Annotated in this window: 13 protein-coding genes; 1 reads left to right on the forward strand and 12 read right to left on the reverse strand. The window is 46.9% G+C overall.

The window, feature by feature from the left end:
- Positions 1–56 precede the first annotated feature (56 nt).
- Positions 57–911, reverse strand: coding sequence for an ATP-binding protein (locus AC1RJL_RS17530; RefSeq protein ID WP_492916380.1), 855 nt, complete (start codon positions 909–911; stop codon positions 57–59).
- Positions 912–1,030: 119 nt separating this feature from the next.
- On the opposite strand from AC1RJL_RS17530, the gene AC1RJL_RS17535 reads away from it, so the two are divergent.
- The gene (locus AC1RJL_RS17535; protein ID WP_492916382.1) at positions 1,031–1,708 is read left to right on the forward strand and encodes a response regulator; all 678 of its coding nucleotides are present in this window, start codon (positions 1,031–1,033) and stop codon (positions 1,706–1,708) included.
- Positions 1,709–1,728: 20 nt separating this feature from the next.
- On the opposite strand, the gene AC1RJL_RS17540 is transcribed toward AC1RJL_RS17535, so the two are convergent.
- From AC1RJL_RS17540 to AC1RJL_RS17590, 11 genes are all read right to left on the reverse strand, one after another.
- Positions 1,729–5,385, reverse strand: coding sequence for an ATP-binding protein (locus tag AC1RJL_RS17540; RefSeq protein WP_492916384.1), 3,657 nt, complete (start codon positions 5,383–5,385; stop codon positions 1,729–1,731).
- Positions 5,386–5,387: 2 nt separating this feature from the next.
- Positions 5,388–6,146, reverse strand: a complete 759-nt coding sequence (locus AC1RJL_RS17545) for a DUF4194 domain-containing protein (RefSeq protein ID WP_492916386.1) — start codon at positions 6,144–6,146, stop codon at positions 5,388–5,390.
- Positions 6,139–7,644 carry a Wadjet anti-phage system protein JetA family protein gene (locus tag AC1RJL_RS17550; RefSeq protein ID WP_492916388.1) on the reverse strand — a complete coding sequence of 502 codons (1,506 nt, stop codon included), beginning with the start codon at positions 7,642–7,644 and terminating at the stop codon, positions 6,139–6,141. Before AC1RJL_RS17550 ends, AC1RJL_RS17545 begins: the two co-directional genes overlap by 8 nt.
- 62 nt (positions 7,645–7,706) lie before the next feature.
- On the reverse strand, positions 7,707–8,690 hold the full coding sequence (hemB, locus tag AC1RJL_RS17555) for a porphobilinogen synthase (protein ID WP_492916390.1): 984 nt from the start codon (positions 8,688–8,690) through the stop codon (positions 7,707–7,709).
- Positions 8,691–8,721: 31 nt separating this feature from the next.
- On the reverse strand, positions 8,722–9,147 hold the full coding sequence (locus AC1RJL_RS17560) for a hypothetical protein (protein WP_492916392.1): 426 nt from the start codon (positions 9,145–9,147) through the stop codon (positions 8,722–8,724).
- A 51-nt stretch (positions 9,148–9,198) separates the two neighbouring features.
- Positions 9,199–9,810 (reverse strand): transglycosylase SLT domain-containing protein, encoded by a 612-nt coding sequence (locus AC1RJL_RS17565; protein ID WP_492916394.1) that lies wholly within the window; start codon positions 9,808–9,810, stop codon positions 9,199–9,201.
- Positions 9,810–11,852, reverse strand: a complete 2,043-nt coding sequence (gene ligA, locus AC1RJL_RS17570) for an NAD-dependent DNA ligase LigA (protein WP_492916396.1) — start codon at positions 11,850–11,852, stop codon at positions 9,810–9,812. Before ligA ends, AC1RJL_RS17565 begins: the two co-directional genes overlap by 1 nt.
- 100 nt (positions 11,853–11,952) lie before the next feature.
- Positions 11,953–13,176 carry a cell division protein ZipA gene (gene zipA / locus AC1RJL_RS17575; protein ID WP_492916398.1) on the reverse strand — a complete coding sequence of 408 codons (1,224 nt, stop codon included), beginning with the start codon at positions 13,174–13,176 and terminating at the stop codon, positions 11,953–11,955.
- 28 nt (positions 13,177–13,204) lie between these two features.
- Positions 13,205–16,714, reverse strand: a complete 3,510-nt coding sequence (gene smc, locus AC1RJL_RS17580) for a chromosome segregation protein SMC (RefSeq protein WP_492916400.1) — start codon at positions 16,712–16,714, stop codon at positions 13,205–13,207.
- Positions 16,715–17,002: 288 nt separating this feature from the next.
- Positions 17,003–18,283 (reverse strand): c-type cytochrome biogenesis protein CcmI, encoded by a 1,281-nt coding sequence (ccmI, locus tag AC1RJL_RS17585; RefSeq protein WP_492916402.1) that lies wholly within the window; start codon positions 18,281–18,283, stop codon positions 17,003–17,005.
- Positions 18,283–18,810, reverse strand: coding sequence for a cytochrome c-type biogenesis protein (locus AC1RJL_RS17590; RefSeq protein ID WP_492916404.1), 528 nt, complete (start codon positions 18,808–18,810; stop codon positions 18,283–18,285). The genes ccmI and AC1RJL_RS17590 overlap by 1 nt, the downstream gene beginning before the upstream one ends.
- Between the last annotated feature and the right edge of the window lie 67 nt (positions 18,811–18,877).

Consider the following 18,877-nt stretch of genomic DNA (forward strand, 5'->3'; position numbering starts at 1 on the left):
GTAACCTGCAGCCTGGTGCTGTGCTCAAGGAAGCGAATGATTTACCCCAATCACCGTTATAGATAGCGACCGACGTAATCTTTTGCAAATTGCCATGCAACGCGGCCACTGCGCGCACCCCGGGTTCTGTGCCACAAGAGCGCCGCTTGTTCGGTCGCTTCGTTCCACTGTCCGCCCAAATGGACTACCCAATGGTGGGCTGCGGCCAAATAATCATCTTGCGAAAAGGGATAGAAGCTCAGCCACAAACCGAATCGCTCGGACAGTGAAACCTTCTCTTCAATAGCATCATTGGGGCGAACCTCACCATCTTCATAACTCACCTCCAGGTTCTCGCGCATTTTCTGCGGCAACAGATGCCGGCGGTTGCTGGTGGCATAGAACAACATATTCGCACTGGGCGCGGAAATAGATCCATCCAGCACCGATTTCAAGGCCTTATAGCTAATCTCGCCCTCTTCGAATGACAGATCGTCGCAAAAGATGATGAATTTTTCAGTTCGTTCGCCCACCAAATCGACAATATCAGCAAGCGCCAATAGATCGGTTTTATCTACTTCGATGATTTTCAGGCCCTGCTCCGCAAATTCCGTCCACACAGCCTTGATCAAGGTGGATTTGCCGGTGCCTCGGGCGCCAGTCAGCAACACATTGTTAGCGTCGCGCCCGGCAACGAACTGGGCCGTATTCCGGACGATAGATTGCTTTTGGGTCTCGATATTTTTAAGTGCATCCAAACTGATACGATGCGGATGCTTAACCGCCTGCAAGTAGCTATTGCCACCGGCTGAGGTACGCCAACGAAAGGCGCTGGCGCTCCAGTCGATATCAGGCTTTTTTGCGGGCAATATCGCCTCGACACGTTCAACTAATTGTTCGAGACGGGAAATGAATTGATCAAGTTGGGACACAGCAAAATTCCTTCAATCAGTTTCGGCGAAACGGGAAGTCTGGACTATATTGTAAGAAGCTATTTTTCTCCAGACCCACACTGAGGTGCGGGTCAATTACGCAGATGCATAGGTTTTTTATGTTCAGCAGGCAAGAACTCCAGGTTATCGGCCAAACACTACTGCAGCGACGAGAGTGGCTCACCAAAAACATTCATAAACCCGAACTGGCTGGCACCAAAGCGCAAAACGAACGAACCCTGCAAACAATTGAGTCCTCACTGGCGAAGATAACCGCCCAACTGCGCGATACAGGTGGCGATGAACCACCACGCGAACAAGTCAACCACTACATCTCACAACCCACTATATCCCCTATCCGCCAAGCTACCTTTGGGCGTAGGCAGGAGCTCTCACCAGCGCAAATTCGCGTACTTCTGGTGGACGATGACCAATTAATCTGCGAGCTGATCAGTGCCTATCTGCGAACCGCAGGTATCTACCTAATTGATTTCGCTAATGATGGAATGAAAGGTATCGGGATGATGTATGAGGCAAACCCGGTATACGACCTGGTGATTTGCGATTGGCACATGCCGACCAAAACCGGGCTTGATGTGCACAATGCAATGCGCGCCGCTGAACGCTATCTAGGAACAGTGTTTATGTTAGCGACTGGAGTGACTGAAGCAAAACTGATCCGCGCCGCGATTGATGAAGGGGTTGATGATTACATCGTCAAACCCATCGAGCATGATAAATTAATCAAAAAAATAACGCGTTTTTTTCCGCAAGTTAAACTTGGCGATGCGGACTAGGGAGCCCGCATCGCTAATATTTAACCTTCCACTTCTAACATAAAATCCAAGGCTGCTTGCTGCCGAATTGCACGCCGATGGTTAGCCATCAGCTTTTTAATTTTATACTGATCACACACCTGGCGATCAAGCATCACACGGCTCTTTAATTCACCAACCGGTTCTGCCGTTGGGCATTTGCTGAACACAAACTGGTTGGAAATCAAATCCATGAACGGACCGGATTTACTGCTCGGCATTATGAACAACAATTGCAAACCAAGGCTCTCCGTCAGATAGTTAATCACTTCGCGCGAGCGATGCTCATCCATTTTGGAGAAAGCTTCATCCACCAACACCATACGCAAGTGGCTATTGCCCTCGTTAAAACGAAATGCCGAGGTAATTGCCGCACTGCGAATAATATAAGCTGGCGTTTCCAACTGGCCGCCGGAACCGGTGCCGTATTGACTCAACGCAATTGGAGCTTTTCCTTCCGGCTCTTTGTAAATCTCATAGCGGCGATAATTGCGGTAGTCGGCAATACGTGTTAATTCTCGTAATGCTTTTTGTTCATCTTCATCCAACAGCATCGCCATTAATCGCTCACGTACACGCTGATGCTTTTCATCCAGCCTCATATTGAACAGGGTTTCGCCTTCATCGAGACTCGGGCTATCAATTACCGCTTTAAAAAATTGCCAATATTCCTTGAATTCCGGTACCCATTCCCAATCGAAACGGAAACGCTCACGGTCAGCGCCGAAACGGTGATGCTCCAGCTCTTTGTTTAATTCTTCGAGGATTTTTTTGCCGTCATTAATTGCCTGATAAATCGAATGGCAGAGATTGGTTACAAACGCGTTATTGAAACTTTCGCGCAAGGATTCAATCTCTTGATGACGCTGGGCAAGGATATGGTTTTTATCGCGATTATAAAGCGCATCAAACTGGCGACGCATGTCGCAGATAGCGCGGAAGTTTGCACTACCCAAATCGTCGTTGTAATCAATATCAAATAATATTGCATCACTGGTAGCGCAAAATTGATTGTGCACCATGGCGGCTTGTTGCAGGCGATGCAAAATCGTTTTTAATTCTGCATTCACTCCGGCGAGTTGTGTATCAAAATATTGTACAGTGTGCTGTGCTACCGCTTCGTCAGCCGATTGCAAACGGACATCAGCATTAAACTCCGGCCAAAAAGCAGTAATACCTTGCACGTTGGTTTCGCAAGTATCAGCCTGCACAAGGATTTTATCTTGTTCGGAATCAAGCTTGTGGCAAAGATTATCTGCCAATTTCAGTTCCGCGCGACAATCTACCTGGGCATTATTCAAGCGCGCGTATTCTTGATTCTGCCCTTGTAAGCGCGCCTGCAACTCTTGCAGTTCAGCTTCCAGGGCTTTGGTATCACTTAAATCCAATTGCTGTAATTTGGAGTCAATGGCCTGAATTTTGGTTTGCGCGGCGAGCATGGATTGCAACGTCTCGGCATAAACAAGCGGCTTAAGTTTATCAATCGCCAATAACAAATCCTGTGTTTCTCCTGCATAAGTAGTTACAGCTTGCCACTCGCTAACCAACGCATGGAACTCATTGCGTTTTGCATCAAGCGCGCGTTCGCGAGCACCTTGACCAAACACTAACTCAGAGTCAGCCATATCGCAGCGAAACATGGCGTAGTTACCTGACCCCATTGCATCTTTCGTAATACCACGGCGAGTATTTTTCAGTTCCTTGGCGTTTTCTACGCGCTGTACATTGCCGTAACTGGCTTTGATATAAGCCTCAGCCGTGGCGTGGCAAAAATTCATCACTTGAATAATAGAGTTAGCCGCAGGATCACTGCTTTTATCCAAATCCTTACGCGCTTTTTCACCCTGGATAATACGCGCGCGATTTCCCTGCCCCGCCATATTGCGCACTATCGCAATCGCTTCGGCTTCATATTCTGCTTCAACGATGATCCCGAAGCGGGCAGCGCCTATATAACCCTCAATGGCCGCTTGCCATTCGCGATCGACAACATCTACATAATCACAAAGCACGCGCGCATCTGCCTTGGGGCACTGTGCAGCAATAGCATCCAGGGCCGCGCGAACAAAACCGGGATAACTGACTTGACGCGATTCCAGCATTTGGATTTCACGGCGTTTCACTTCTGTCTGTTTTTGCAAACGCTCAACTTGCACTTTGCGTTTATCCCGTTCCTGCGCCAATTGGTCGCGCAGATTCATGCGTATAGCACCGGCATTAACATCAAGCTCAAATAAGCTTGCAACAAATGCATTGTGATGCTTCTGCACCTCAAGCACCACGGCAAGCTGCGGCTCAAGCGGGCTTACGTCAATAAGATCGCGATTTAATAATTGGTGAATGTCGAGAGTATCCGTCTCATTGCACAAATTTTTTACCAAATTAGACAAACCGGAATCCTTTAATACCGGCAGCTCCACCGCAATTGATGTTTGACGCAGTGCCTGTGCAAACTGCTGCGCGGCATCCAGATTGGTTTGCAATTGCTGGTGCTGCTTACGCAGTTCCGGTACTTGCAACTGGATTTGCTTTTCTTGTGCGAGCCTCTCTTGCTCCAATTGATCTTTATCACGCAGCGCAGGCACACCCAAGCGGCGTGCAGTCGCGGCCAGAATCAATTGATTGATTTCATCGCGGCGCGCTTCGCAAGCGGCCAAGGTCTGTTGATGAGTTGCCGAGTTTTCGCGCAACAATTGTTGCTTGTGTTTTGCTTCAAGGTATAAGGCTTGCGAATCGGTATAACGGCGTTTGGCAACTGAGTATTGCAGCACCTGCTGTTCCAGCCAATTGGCGATAAAGTTATCGGACCACTGACGCCCCTGCGCCATGCGTTCAATACCCTGGCGCAGCGTACGTGCATCCGCTTCCATAGTATGGATTCGTTTTAGCATAGTAGAAACAGTGCGGATCGCTTCACCCAGATCGCGATATTCAAGGATTTCATTGGCTACAAACTCATCGATACCTTTGATCGGTTTGTAGGCCATAAAACGTGAAAATGCACGCGCAGCATTCATTGATTCGCGTTCGGAAATAGCATCTTTCCTGCCACGCAAAATGCCATACAAACGGCACAAGTAAGATTTCTTTTTATCGTATTTTTCTACTTGCATCTGACCGTATTGGCGGCGCAGACCGGCATAGAGTTTATCCAACGGCACCACGTACTTATGGGTTTTCTCTTCTTTCAGCAGATCTTTTAAACTGAGTTCAACATCACTCAAAATATAAAATTGGGTATCATCAAGACGCGCTACTTTTTGTAGCGATGCACCTTGCCCGGTTGTTTCCAAAAAGGCGCGCATACCAATCAACGCGGTAAATGGCTCGCCATTTTCACCGTGGGTGGGATAAAACACCGCAGCCAAATATCCATCGCAACCTTGCGGGCGCGAGTAAGCACCGTCATCACACCCCAATACATAGGATGCAAGCGTACGCACCAGTTTGCCACCGCGACCGCGTTGACTGGATTCATCTTGCCCCGGGTTAAAATGAAACAGATTATCGTGCGCTGCGGTCATGACGGTCTGGATTGCATCTGCCGCCGTCGTTTTACCGGAGCCATTACCGCCCGAAAATAAATTGATCGGACCGAAATCAAATTCGGTATTGGGAACATTACCCCAGTTCACATAAATAAATTTTTTGAGATACATAACTATTCTTCAGCCGCAAAAAGCGAACGGTTCAAATGCGGAGTGGATTTACGCGATTTTGGTTCTGTAGATTCATCTTGTTCTTGCTCTTCGATTTCTTCATCAACCAACAACAAATTTTCAGCAAGATGGTTGCGGATTTGCTCAAGCCATTCGTTATTGACAAGGTTGATAATCAGCGGACGAATTTTGATCCAGCTTTCACTGGAATCAATATCGGACTCAGCAAAAAAATTAATCAGGCGTAGCTGACGAAGACGCTTGAATGCCTGACGGCGCTCACCTAAATTTTCCGGCAGACTACGACGCAACAAACTTTTCATCGCCATTGCGATAGCTTCGAGCGATAGCGTAGCGCAACCTTGCTCATCAATACTGCCCTCACGCAATGCTTTGTCGTATTCAGCACGCAACACCAACACCAATGCAACTTCGTGCTGGTTTAACCGGCTGCGCAAACCTGCGTTGAATGGTTCATCACTTTCGTCATCCATACCAGGCAAGCGTGCTCCGGGCGGCAGGATTCGCACAAAGCGAAAATGACTGTCATGCTGGAAACGCACACCCATCAGACTCAGGTAATCATTCACCAATTCATGGACACGTACAAAGCGGTCATAAAGTTCTGCCTCTACCTGACTGTCATCACGGCAAAGTACACCGTAATCCAACAACCGTTGCACCAACTCACGCCAGTTATCCAGGGTAAGGTTATACTTTTCCAATTGCTCTCGCAGGATCGAGCTTAATTGATCATTCATTTTCTTTACCGTCGTCGATCAAGCTAATGACAAACTCATCGCGCTGTTTAAAATATTTATCGCTATTGACTAGCGGTTGCGAGTGCAACCAGTCGGCATTTTGTAATATCGAAAAGTGATAGCGTGACGACAGATTTGCCGCCGCGCCCACTTCTATTGCATGGGATAAATTCAGCAGCTCTTGCATATTTTTCGCCTGCAATTCACTGCTTTTGATTTGTCCTTTTTGCACTAATGCGGTGTGTACATAATCACGCAAACTACTGGATTGCAAAATAAATGCTTTATCCAAGGCCTGCTGTACAAAAAGTGCCTTTTGCGCTTCGGCATCAAGGGCTTTATCTTCATCGAGCATGGAACGTACAATTTGGATATTACGCGGTGCCCGCAATTGAATTTGCGCGGGATCAACAAATCCCATTTGGATACTGGCAATTGCCTCGCCCTGCTTCAGCAGTACTTGATCCTGCTGATCAGCAGTTAAATTTCCCAATGACCGATAGATATCCATCAAATCATCATGCCCGCGACTATTAATGTAGCTGAGCTGACGAATAATAATATCCGCACGTTGCGTAAACGTATTCAATGCCCGACGCAAAGCAGGCAACATAATGTCGCAGGCATTTTTTAAGCGTGAATCAATAGTTTGCAGCAACGTTTCCAGCAATGAAATGCCGGGCACCACTTTTTGTGGCAAGGCTTTACGCAGGCGAATTTCCATTACCGCTCGCCAATCTTTTGCCGCAGTTTCGGCATCGCCCAAACCGTATTTACGTTTGCGCCGAATTTTAGTGATGATGTCGGAAATTTGATCACGATATTTTTCTACGCTATCGGCCGACAAACGCACTTCCAAATCCGGTTTGAATACCGTTTCCATGAAGTCAAAGAACTCATCGCTCGCTTGCTGGATTAACTGACGCGATTCTACTTCGCGCACCAACTGACGCTTGCGCTCCTCTAACTCGGCAATCACATCGGTAAAATCACTGATAATCCGCTCGGAATATTCATAAGCATCAAGCAAATCATTAATTTCACCTTGTTCATAAAAAGCTTGCAGGCTATTACGCGTGTTGCGCGTATTACGATTACGGGTGCGGAATTGATTGGCATCATTGTCAGCAAATGGCTGGGTGAACAAACGTCCCATTCGACTAAAGCCATAGCTGCTTTGCAAGTTGGTTTCATCTACCTGTTTTTCCAACCAACCATTTTCAATCAAACGATTAATAATAAAACTGGCGAGATCGCGTTGGGTTTTGAAGCGACCTTCGCCAGTATCATCATCACTGGCATCAGCATCAAGAATAGGTGCACGAGCAATTGCCTCTTTAAAAATATCCACCAATTGTTCGCGATTCATGGCGTGACCATAATCGCGTAAATCGGTGTAGAGGCGTTGGTATAACAGGCGCAGACACTCCGCTACCAACTCACGGTATTTTCCCGTGAGTGGATTGAAAAAGTGCTGGCGGGAATCGCTAAAAAACATCGGGAATTTTCACAAGAATAAAACGAGTCAACCAGGCTGCGTGCAACACACAGAATTTATAATTATGCTGGCAGCCACTCCGCCAGTTTTTCTGCATAATAGGTAATAATCAAATCAGCACCGGCGCGTTTGAATGCGGTCATCGTTTCCAGCACAATGGCTTTTTCATCAATCACCCCAGCAGCAGTGGCAGCTTTAATCATCGCGTATTCACCACTTACATGATAAACCGCCAGTGGCCGCGCAGAATTTGCGCGAATGTGGGCGAGCACATCCAGATAAGCGATGCCTGGTTTTACCATCAAAATATCAGCGCCCTCGGCTTCATCCTGCATAGATTCAGCAAGCGCTTCGCGCGCGTTTGCAGGGTCCATCTGATAAGTATTACGCGAACCTTTAAAACTACTATCAACCGCATCCCTGAACGGACCATAAAAAGCAGAGGCAAATTTAGTGGAGTAAGACATCACTGGAATATGAGTAAAACCCGCGGTATCCAGCGCTTCGCGAATCGCGCTGATCATGCCGTCCATCATGCCGGAGGGTGCAATCATATCGACACCCGCTTGTGCGGCGACTATAACTTGCTTTTGCAGGTTAGCAAGCGTCTCATCATTATCAACATCATCATGCGCAACGACACCACAGTGACCATGCTCGGTATATTCACAGAAACAATTATCACTAATGACCAGCATTTCAGGTTGGGCCTGTTTTGCAGTGCGAATCATACGTGCTAACAAACCATGTTCACACCAGGTATCGGAGCCATCTTGATCCTTGTGGGTGGAGACACCAAACAAAATCACTGCTTTGATACCTTTACTCCACGCGCGGGTGATTAATTCAGCAAGCCGGGTTTCCGGATAGCGATAAACATCCGGCATGGATTTAATTTCAACTGGCTGGGTAATTCCCTCTTCAATAAAAATAGGCAGAATAAAGTCACTCATCCGCACATGGGTTTCACGCACTAACTCGCGCAATGCGCCGGTTTTGCGCAGACGACGAAAACGAAAATCCGGTGCAGTTAAAGGGATTTGCATAAATACATGCCTATTCAATAAATACTAAAAATTATAAACCTAGCGAACCTTCATGGCTCCACTCGCAGCGTACACGCATATCACCCGAACCAGGCTTGTGATAGTTACCACCAGCTTCCCAGGTAAATGTGTGGGTGCCAGATAATTCTGTTTCCAAATGCACCGTTGCCGAAACCCAATACATTCTGCTGAGCAAGGATTCAAATTGTGCGATCCATTGATCCCATTCGTACTCAACTGCTTTGTAGGAAGCACCAAAATGCATAACTTCGGTTTGATAATTAAAAAACGGTGAATCAGCACTTGGAATAGAAAACATTTCCTGACTGAGAAAAGGCCATTCATCTGCGTGCGGTAATGACAACATCGCATCTCGATTCACACGAATACGTTCAGATTCTGCCATCGACGGTGATACATCCTTAATACAACCGTACACAATTGATTCTTGATCCATACCTACTCCGACATTAATAATCGACGTAAATTTCTATTTATTCGAGTAATGCTAAAACGGCCACCACCAACTGCCTTTAAATCGCTCTTCACAACGAAGCAGCTGATTCTCATATTGCTGAGCACGTCCTTCTACTTTGCTCGCGGTGTTCATCAACCAATTTTTTTGGCGATAGGTTCCACGATTATAACCACCATGACCTTCATGATAAGCAAGGTACAAGTTGTATCCATCATTTAATGCAATACGACTGCGCTTTTGGCTTTGCTTGTTATACCAACCAATAAAATCTATCGCATCACCAAAATTATCGCGTCGGGCAAAACTGCTCCCGCCCTGATCCTGATATTCGCTCCACACTGCATTCTTTGCTTGCGGATATCCATAAGCATCACTTAATCGTGGTCCAGGGAAAATCCACAGGATTTTAGTTCGTCGCGTGCGCGCATTATGCTTGAACTGGGATTCCTGATACATGATCGACATCATGACCGGAACCGAAGAACCCCAACGCCTTTCAGCTTTTTTTGCATCCTTGTACCAGGATGTTTTCTCATCAAAAATATCGCATAGATTATTTGGATTAGACGGCGGCAAACTGGAACAACCAGCCAGCGCCAGCAGTAAACCCAATAACAGCAATTTACAGAAAGAATAGATCATTAGAGTTGCCGCCCGTGTTCGCGCAGTAATTCAATTAGAGCTGCTTCGTCCATAACCTTTAATCCAAGCTCTTCAGCTTTGGCCAGTTTGGATCCAGCTCCCGGACCCGCAACAACGTAATCAGTTTTGGTGGACACACTACCGGCAACCTTTGCACCCAATGCCAGCAGATGAGCCTTCGCATCATCGCGAGACAATGCTTCAAGTGTGCCAGTCAATACATAAGTAAGACCATTTAAGGGTAATGCCTCGGGGCTGGCGACTTCAATATTATCCCACTGAATTCCAGCAGATCGCAGTGCTTCCACAGCGATACGATTGGATTCCTGTTCGAAAAACTCGGCAACGAAATGTGCAACTACTGGGCCGACATCAGGAACACGCTGAAGCCTGTCTTGATCTGCTTCAGCTAACATTTCAAAACTGCCAAAATAATTGGCAAAATTTCTGGCAGTAGCTTCACCTACTTCACGAATACCCAACGCATAAATAAATTTTGCTAAGGTCGTTTTTTTGGAATTTTCCAATGCAGTCAGAATGTTGTCTGCCGATTTATCGCCCATACGCTCCATAGCGGCCAATTGTTCGCGAGTCAGCGAATAGATATCAGCGAGATTATTGACTAATCCAAGATCGACCAATTGTTCCACTAACTTATCACCAAGCCCCTCCACATTCATGGCCTTACGTGAAACAAAATGTTTAATAGCTTCTTTGCGTTGCGCCGCACATACCAAACCACCCGAGCAACGCGCAACTGCTTCATCAGCAACCGTCTCGACAGGAGAATTACAGACAGGACAATGCTCCGGGAAAATAATATCGCGCGCATCTGACGGGCGCTTCGCTTCCACCACTTGCACTATTTGGGGAATTACATCGCCTGCACGGCGAATAATTACCGTGTCACCAATTTTTATTCCGAGGCGATTGATTTCATCGCGATTGTGCAAGGTCGCATTTGAAACAGTAACACCACCTACAAACACAGGCTGCAAACGTGCTACCGGAGTAACTGCACCCGTTCTGCCGACCTGGAACTCAACACCAAGTAACCTGGTAGATTCTTCTTGCGCAGGAAATTTATAAGCAATTGCCCAGCGCGGCGCACGTGAAATAAAACCTAATGCATCCTGCAACTGACGCGAGTTAACTTTAAAAACAATGCCATCGATGTCGTAGGCTAATGCATCGCGTTTTTCACCAATCCTGCGGTAAAACTCTATGGCTTGATGAATATTTTTCGCCACGTCGGTTTCACGATTGGTCAAAAACCCCCAGGTTTTTAGAGCAGTCAAAATCCCACTATGCGTAGGCGGTAACTCACCACCATCAACCCAGCCCACGCTATATGCACACATTTCCAAAGGGCGGCTTGCAGTGATACTCGCATCTAACTGACGCAAAGAACCGGCTGCAGCATTACGTGGATTTACAAATAACTTTTCTTCGGCAGCACGTGCCTTTTCATTTAGCGCGTCAAAACCTGCCTTGGGTATATAAATTTCACCACGAACTTCAAGCACGGCAGGATAACCACTACCAAGCAATCGCAATGGAATCGAATTAATAGTGCGCACATTTTGCGTTATGTCTTCACCGTTAGTACCATCACCACGAGTTGCGCCGCGAACAAGCAGGCCCGCACGATACAACAAACTTACAGCAATACCATCAAGCTTTAGTTCGCAGGCATACTCAATATCATCCGCGGTTTTTAAACGGTCTTGTATGCGCTGATTAAAGGCGAGCAAATCATCATCACTAAACGCATTATCCAATGAGAGCATTGGCATTTCATGAACAACAGTTTGAAATGCGGATAAAGGTGTTGCACCAACGCGCTGGGTAGGTGAATCTGGCGTAACTGATTCTGGATATTGTTCTTCCAACTGACGCAAACGCTGCATTAAACGATCATAATCCGCATCGGTAATTTGCGGATCATCCAAAGCATAGTAACGATAATTGTGATGACGAATTTCCTGGCGCAGCTGTTCAATTTCTGGCGGAAAATTATCAAACAAGGAGAGAGTAGACATGAATTAAATTACCTGATGATCGGGCTTGGGGCTGTGCGCGACTCATGCCTTAGCTTGCAGTTTTCTTACACTTCCCTGTGCAGGATTGGTAGCAAAAAAATTAACGCGGGGGACGACGAAATAAACGCATCCGTTCAAAATCGCGAATACGTTGACGACAATGTTCCAATGTCTGGCGAGTCATCACACTGCGCTGCTCGTCCTTTAATTCGCCGCCGAGAGTATCCGCAATTGCTCGTGCAGTATCGGCCATTAAATCAAATGATTGCATTGAATCTGCATTGATTGGCAGCGTCATAAACAAACTGACACCCGGCGTTTCAAACTCATCCATTGCGTCAAGATCGAAGGTGCCTGGCTTGACCATATTGGCCATGCTAAATAACAAAGCCCCCTCGCCTTTGGTATCACTGTGGCGATGGAAAATATCCATACTGCCGTACCGCATACCGCATTTCAAAATAATATCGAGCAAATCACCGCCGTTAAACATCTCACCTTTGTGAGCCATAACATTAATGATTAAAACTTCTTCCGGTTCAGTCGGTTGCTTTTCGACAATATTATTTTGCTGTGCTGAAGCAGCCTGATTATCTTCTTCATAATCGTCGTCTTCATAATCATCTTCCTGATCATCACGCTCGTCATAATCTTCTCCAGGATCATATTCCTCATCGTGATCATCTTCTTCATATTTATCAGCAGACTCACTTTCAGACTCGTCGCCCGCATAATCATCTTCATCATCTTCAAGCTCATCGCGCTCTATCTCGCGATCATAAGGATGATCATCACTTTCAAAATCTTCGCCCTCATAAGTATCATCGCGGCGATCATCGTAATCATCATCAAGATCCTCATCACGAGTAGCAGAAAAACTTGGCTCGATGCGCTCATTTTCCGATGTTGCACGACCCCTGGAATCTTCAACGGATTCCATCAACATAGGAACCGATTGACCGAGATTTAAACTGGTTTGCTGCGGCTCGCGCTGGACACGCGGAGCAATGATCGGCCCTTCAACATTCTGACGCTGATGTTTTTCCAAATAGGATTTTGCTTGTGGTTTTTTCTCGATACTGGGAACACGTACAGATGGATCGCGCTGACCAACAACGCGCGCACCACCATTGGGCAGCTCACTGGTGTAACTCGGTGCTTCCGCAGATGTTTCATCCTCATATTCAGGCTGCTGTTTTAAACTTTTCTTAAGCGAACGAGACACCTTAATATTGCCATTACGTTCGTTGCGCTTACGCCTGATCCCATCCACCAATATCAGTAAGATAAGCAAAGTACCTATGATGATGACCCAATCTTTCATAAGGTTATCCGTATTAATTAGTTCAATGTTAAACCGCAGCTAATTCTGCAGCTTCGTCCACATCTACTGTTACCAAACGTGAAACACCTGGTTCGTGCATGGTAACGCCTAACAATTGGTGTGCCATTTCCATCGCGTTTTTATTGTGCGTGATGTAAATAAATTGCACTTGCACCGACATTTCCTCAACCATGCGTGCATAGCGACCAACGTTGGCGTCATCCAAAGGCGCATCAACTTCGTCGAGCATACAAAAAGGTGCCGGATTCAAACGGAAAATTGAAAATACCAATGCAATTGCTGTCAGTGCTTTTTCACCACCAGATAACAAATGAATTGTACTGTTACGCTTGCCCGGTGGGCGCGCCATAATAGTAATGCCAGTATCCAATAACTCTTCGCCGGTTAATTCCAGATAAGCGTGGCCACCGCCAAACACTTTGGGGAATAACTCCTGCAAACTTTTGTTTACCTGGTCGAAGGTCTCTTTAAAACGTGTACGGGTTTCACGGTCAATGCGTTTAATCGCATTCTCTAATGTCTCCAACGCTTCCATCAAATCGGCATTTTGTGCATCGAGATAATTTTTGCGCTCGGACTCTGTTTTGTATTCATCAATTGCCGCCAGGTTAATCGGACCAAGACGGGAGATTCTTCCCGCGAGGTTTTCCAATTCTTCTTCCAGCGGTTTTACCTCGGTACCTTCCGGCATTTCGGCCAAAATAATATCGAGATTTAATTCTTCTTCCTGCATCTGCTCAACAATACCCGCACGCTGCACTTCAAACATTTGTGCAGCTAAACGCTCCTGTTCCAAATGCGCGCGAACTGCCTGCACTTCCTGCTCTGCACGGCCCCGCGCCTGCTCGGAATTGCGCAACTCATGTTCAACAGTTTCCAAGGCTCTCCGCGCTTCTGTTAAAGAAGCTTCAACCGAAAGACGCTTGGACAAACTGGCTTCCAACTCCAATTTATATTCTTCAACCGGATCACGATTATCGGCAATGCTCGCCAACAGTTGTTCGCGGCGTTCTTGCAAGCGCGACGTTTGCTCGCGTAAACGGCCGATTCCCAAACGGATAGAATCCAACTGCGTTTTAACTGATTGGTAACGCATGGCAATTTCATGCGCTTTATCTTTATCATGACGGGCGCGCTGGCGAGCAGTATCCAAACCAGCGCGGATATCATCACGCTGCTGTAACAGTGATTCGCGCAAGTCAGTATCTTGTTCCATCATTTCGATGGCTTCACTCAAGATCATCCGCGCTTCAGATAAATGTTCAGCTTCCTGTTCCATTTGCTCACGCGCTTCACGTATTTCGTTATCCGCGCGCTCACGGCGCATATTCATCTGCTCAATACGCACTTGTTTTGCACTTAGTTGTGAGCGCAATTCGCCGTATTGACGACTCTCGTCATCAACCTGGCGACGCAAGGCTTCACGATCCTGTTCCAAGCGCTTGATTACGGCACGCCCTTCTTCCAATTGAGCATTGAGTGTGTCGATATTTTCTTCTGCATTTGCAATAGCCGCGGCCAGCTCTTCCAATTCTTGACGACGAGCGATAACACCAGAGCTTGCATCGGTATCACGAGTCACGCGCACCCAATGTGGGCTCAACCAAATTCCATCGCGCGTAATAACAGATTCGTTCGCGGTGAGCTGTTTGCGCAACGCAAGCGCAATGGATAAATCGTCTGCGATATAGATACCAGCAAGCAGACCTTGTGCATCCCAGCCAGCAGTTACTTTATCACTCAGCAAAGAAGCTTTGGTCGATGGCTGAGCCGGGGATTTGGCATTGGTATCAAACAACACCAACTCGCCCTGTTTAAGATTTTCCAGTAGACCGGTAACCGCATCAACTTGCTCAACACAAACTGCTTGCAGTGCATTACCCAATACTGTTTCAAGCGCCTTATCCCAACCATCGGCAACACTAATAGTGTCTGCCAAACGCGCCCTATTTGTTAACTCATTGTTAGATAGCCATTGCGTAACAGCCTTGTTCTTTTCGCCCATTGCCGCTTGTTGCAACGCTTCGAGCGATGCATGACGACCGCGCATTTTTTGCAATTGGCTGCGCGCCTGATCTAACTCATTTACAAAACGGTTGTTGTCATTACGCGTGCTGTCCAACTGTTCAACGAATGTATCCAACTGCACGCGCTTCTCGTCAGCAACCAAATCCAATTCCGCAAGCTGTTCAGTTAACTCGTGAATGGATTCGTCTTCCGCACCATTTTGCAGATTGGCTTTTTCTTCGCGCAGCTTTTCAATTCGCTGCAATAACCGTTGTTGCACTTGCTCTAAATGTTGGATACGCGATTGCTGTACTTCTGCGCGCTGACGCGGTTCTGCAGCGCGCTGGTTAAAACTATCCCAATCATTTTGCCAGCGCTGCATGGCTTCTTCAGCATCAATCAATGATTCACCGGAAGTTTCTTCTGCAGCCTTAACCAATTCCAATTCGGGTTCAAGCTCAAGCAGCTCTTCTTCCCATGCTTCGCTTTTTTGTGTATCGATTAATAAATTTTCTTCAGCTTCTTTACTGTCGCGGCTGGTTTGATCCAGATCAGTCTGCAGCTGGCGTGCGCGCTCACTGGCATGCTGAATACTCTGTTCAAGACGGGCAATTTCCGCACCGATCGCATAATAGCGGCCTTGAACTTCGTTAAATTTATCGCCCAGCTCAGTATATTGGCTGCGATACTTTTCGATTTGAGTGTCTTTGTTGACCTGATCAGTTACAAAAGATTCCATCCGCAATTCGAGGTCACGAATACCTACTTGTTTGGCTTTGGCTTGCAGATCCAACTGCTGGTATTTCAATGCTTGCAATTGCGCTTTTAATAAGCGCTCTTCTTTTTTGTATTCTGCGTATTTTTCGGCCGCCTGAGCCTGACGTTGCAAACGGGATAACTGGCGTTCCAACTCATCGCGGATATCAGTCAGTCGCTCCAGATTTTCCTGGGTTCGACGCATACGACTCTCAGTATCACGACGACGCTCTTTGTATTTGGAAATGCCCGCGGCTTCTTCGATATAAACACGGAGATCTTCCGGTTTCGCCTCGATAAGTTTGGAAATCATGCCTTGTTCAATAATCGCGTAACTGCGCGGACCGAGACCGGTGCCCAGAAAGATATCGGTAATGTCACGGCGCCGACATTTTGTGCCATTGAGGTAATAGCTGTTGTCACCATCGCGGGAGACTTTACGTTTGATACTGATTTCGGTGAAAGCGGCATATTCGCCGACGAGGGTGGCATCCGAGTTGTCGAATACCAATTCGATAGAAGCTTGACCGACCGGTTTACGTCCGCTGGAACCGTTAAAAATAACATCGGTCATGTTTTCGCCGCGCAAATTCTTGGCAGAGGATTCCCCCATTACCCAGCGCACAGCATCAATAATATTGGATTTGCCGCAGCCATTGGGGCCAACAACAGCGCAAAGGTTGCTGGGAAAGTTGACCGTGGTCGGATCAACAAACGATTTAAAGCCAGCCAGCTTGATGCACTTTAACCGCATAGGTCCATATCACTCATATTTCATCAGGCTTATAGGGTTGGAGCGCCCTACTCCAACCGACCTGTTCAATAAATAAATCGCCGGCAACCACACATTGCCTAGCTGTTTGATTTCGTTGATTTTTTTGATTGTTATTAAAAATCGCAAAGTTACCAAAAAAACCTGTAAGGGCGGGATTCTACACATTTGCGCACCGGTTTACACCCGCCACTACTAGCAAAAATAATAACGCACACCCAGCTGCTTAAATTTCACCCAAAAAGACGAATAAGTGCGATCAAGCGAGACTTATTGGCTTACCTTTGTATCAATTTTAACGCCGATATCAGTTGGCAACGAACGCATATCCAGAGGACCAAAACTTCCCTGCCAATCGCCAACTTCCGCAGTCGCCGTACCGTTTTGTGAGATTCGCGCCACTACTTCAATATTGTCCACTGAGCCCAAACTCATCGCCGGGGTCATTGCCATGGCCTCGGTCAACAATACCCGCTTGGGCAACTCAGAGACTTTTATCCGCGCAATCGCCAATGGCATTTTGGCGCCCTGCCAAGTACGCGCATACACAAACACAATCTGATCCGGTTTTGCATCAACACCATCAGCCAAACTGACATTGATAGTTAATTGACGACCGGCGCGAGCCGCAGCGAGGGATTCTTCAGTGCCACCCTCAGCGAAATACAAAGTAGCCGCGCGCTCAATACCGGCCATAAGCGCCTGACTGCCGGGAGAATCCTGCCCGGTTAATCTAACCGTGTGTTCCCAGTACTTAATTGCACCGATGTAATCTTTTTTGCCAAAGGCATCTATGCCTGCCAAACCTAGCGCCATAGTGTTGTCCGGCTCAACTGCAAGCACTTTGGCAACCAGATCACTAATTGCCGGATTCATCTTGCTTCCGTCACGCAAGAACATCGCCTGGGCCAGCTCGCCCATCACCATCGCAGACTCGCTGTCGCGTTGCAGCACCTGTTGATAGGCATTTACCGCTTGGCCGAAATCATTTAAATCCATCTGTATACGCGCAAGGAAAAACCAGTATTGCAATTGATCAGGATCATCAGCCAAGCGCGCCTCGATAAGACGAGCCATTTCGCGAGCACGTACAGGGTCTGGATTACGACCGGCAAGATAGTCCTCATTGTCCAGTTTTTGTTTGAGCTCTTGTGCCTGGCGAATTTCCACATCAGCACTTCTTCCCAAGTGCTGGTAGAGCCCCCAACTAACAGCGACAACTAAAAGTGCAATGACACTGAGCGTCTTAAAACCTGCGCCCAGAGTACGAGTCTGCTGGGCAGAGCGAATATCGGCCTCATCCTCAAGTAACGCTCGCTCTTGCTCCAACTTTAATTGATCAAATTGAGCCTGATCGATACGACCCGATGCTAATTGCGCACTCAACTCAGCAATGTGTTCATGAAACAAACGTACGTTTTCATCAAGACGCTCGGCAACGACTTCGCTTGATTGACCATTCGGTTGCTTGCCATAGCGCACTAACGGCCAAAAAATAAATACCAATGCCACCACACACAGGAGCGCTGCCCCTACCCACAAGGACACCATTACTTTTTCTCCTGGCTGGAATTTCTTTCAGATTTTTCAGTGGTTTCTTTATCCGCTGACGAATTAAGCAAATTTGCCAAACGCTCTTGTTCCGCCGTAGAAAGCACCGAGCTTTCCTCCACATCAACACGACGACGCTTACGCACTATAAGCAGCAGCATGATTACGCCCACAATTAACAATGCGACAGGCGCTCCCCACAAAAACAGGGTGGCAGACGAGAGGCGTGGTCGATACAAAATAAACTCACCGTAACGGTCTACCATAAAATCCACTATTTCCTTATCAGATCTGCCTTCTTTAATCATCAATTCGAGCTCACGGCGCAAATCCATCGCAATAGGAGAATTAGTACCGGCGAGATTTTGGTTTTGGCATTTAGGGCAGCGCATTTCATCAATAAATGTTTGGTAGCGCTGACGATCAACATCGTTATCAAATTCATGAACTTCAATAGCCGCAAAGCTGAAGAGGGAAATAAGCAATAATCCGATGCAGGTGCAAAGTCTTATTAGAATTGCGCACATAAACATGCTTCCGCTGTATTGAATGAAAATTTTGCGCGAGTATAACAACTCATAAGCACAAGCGGGA

This window comes from Cellvibrio sp. GW822-FHT04B05, assembly GCF_058800985.1.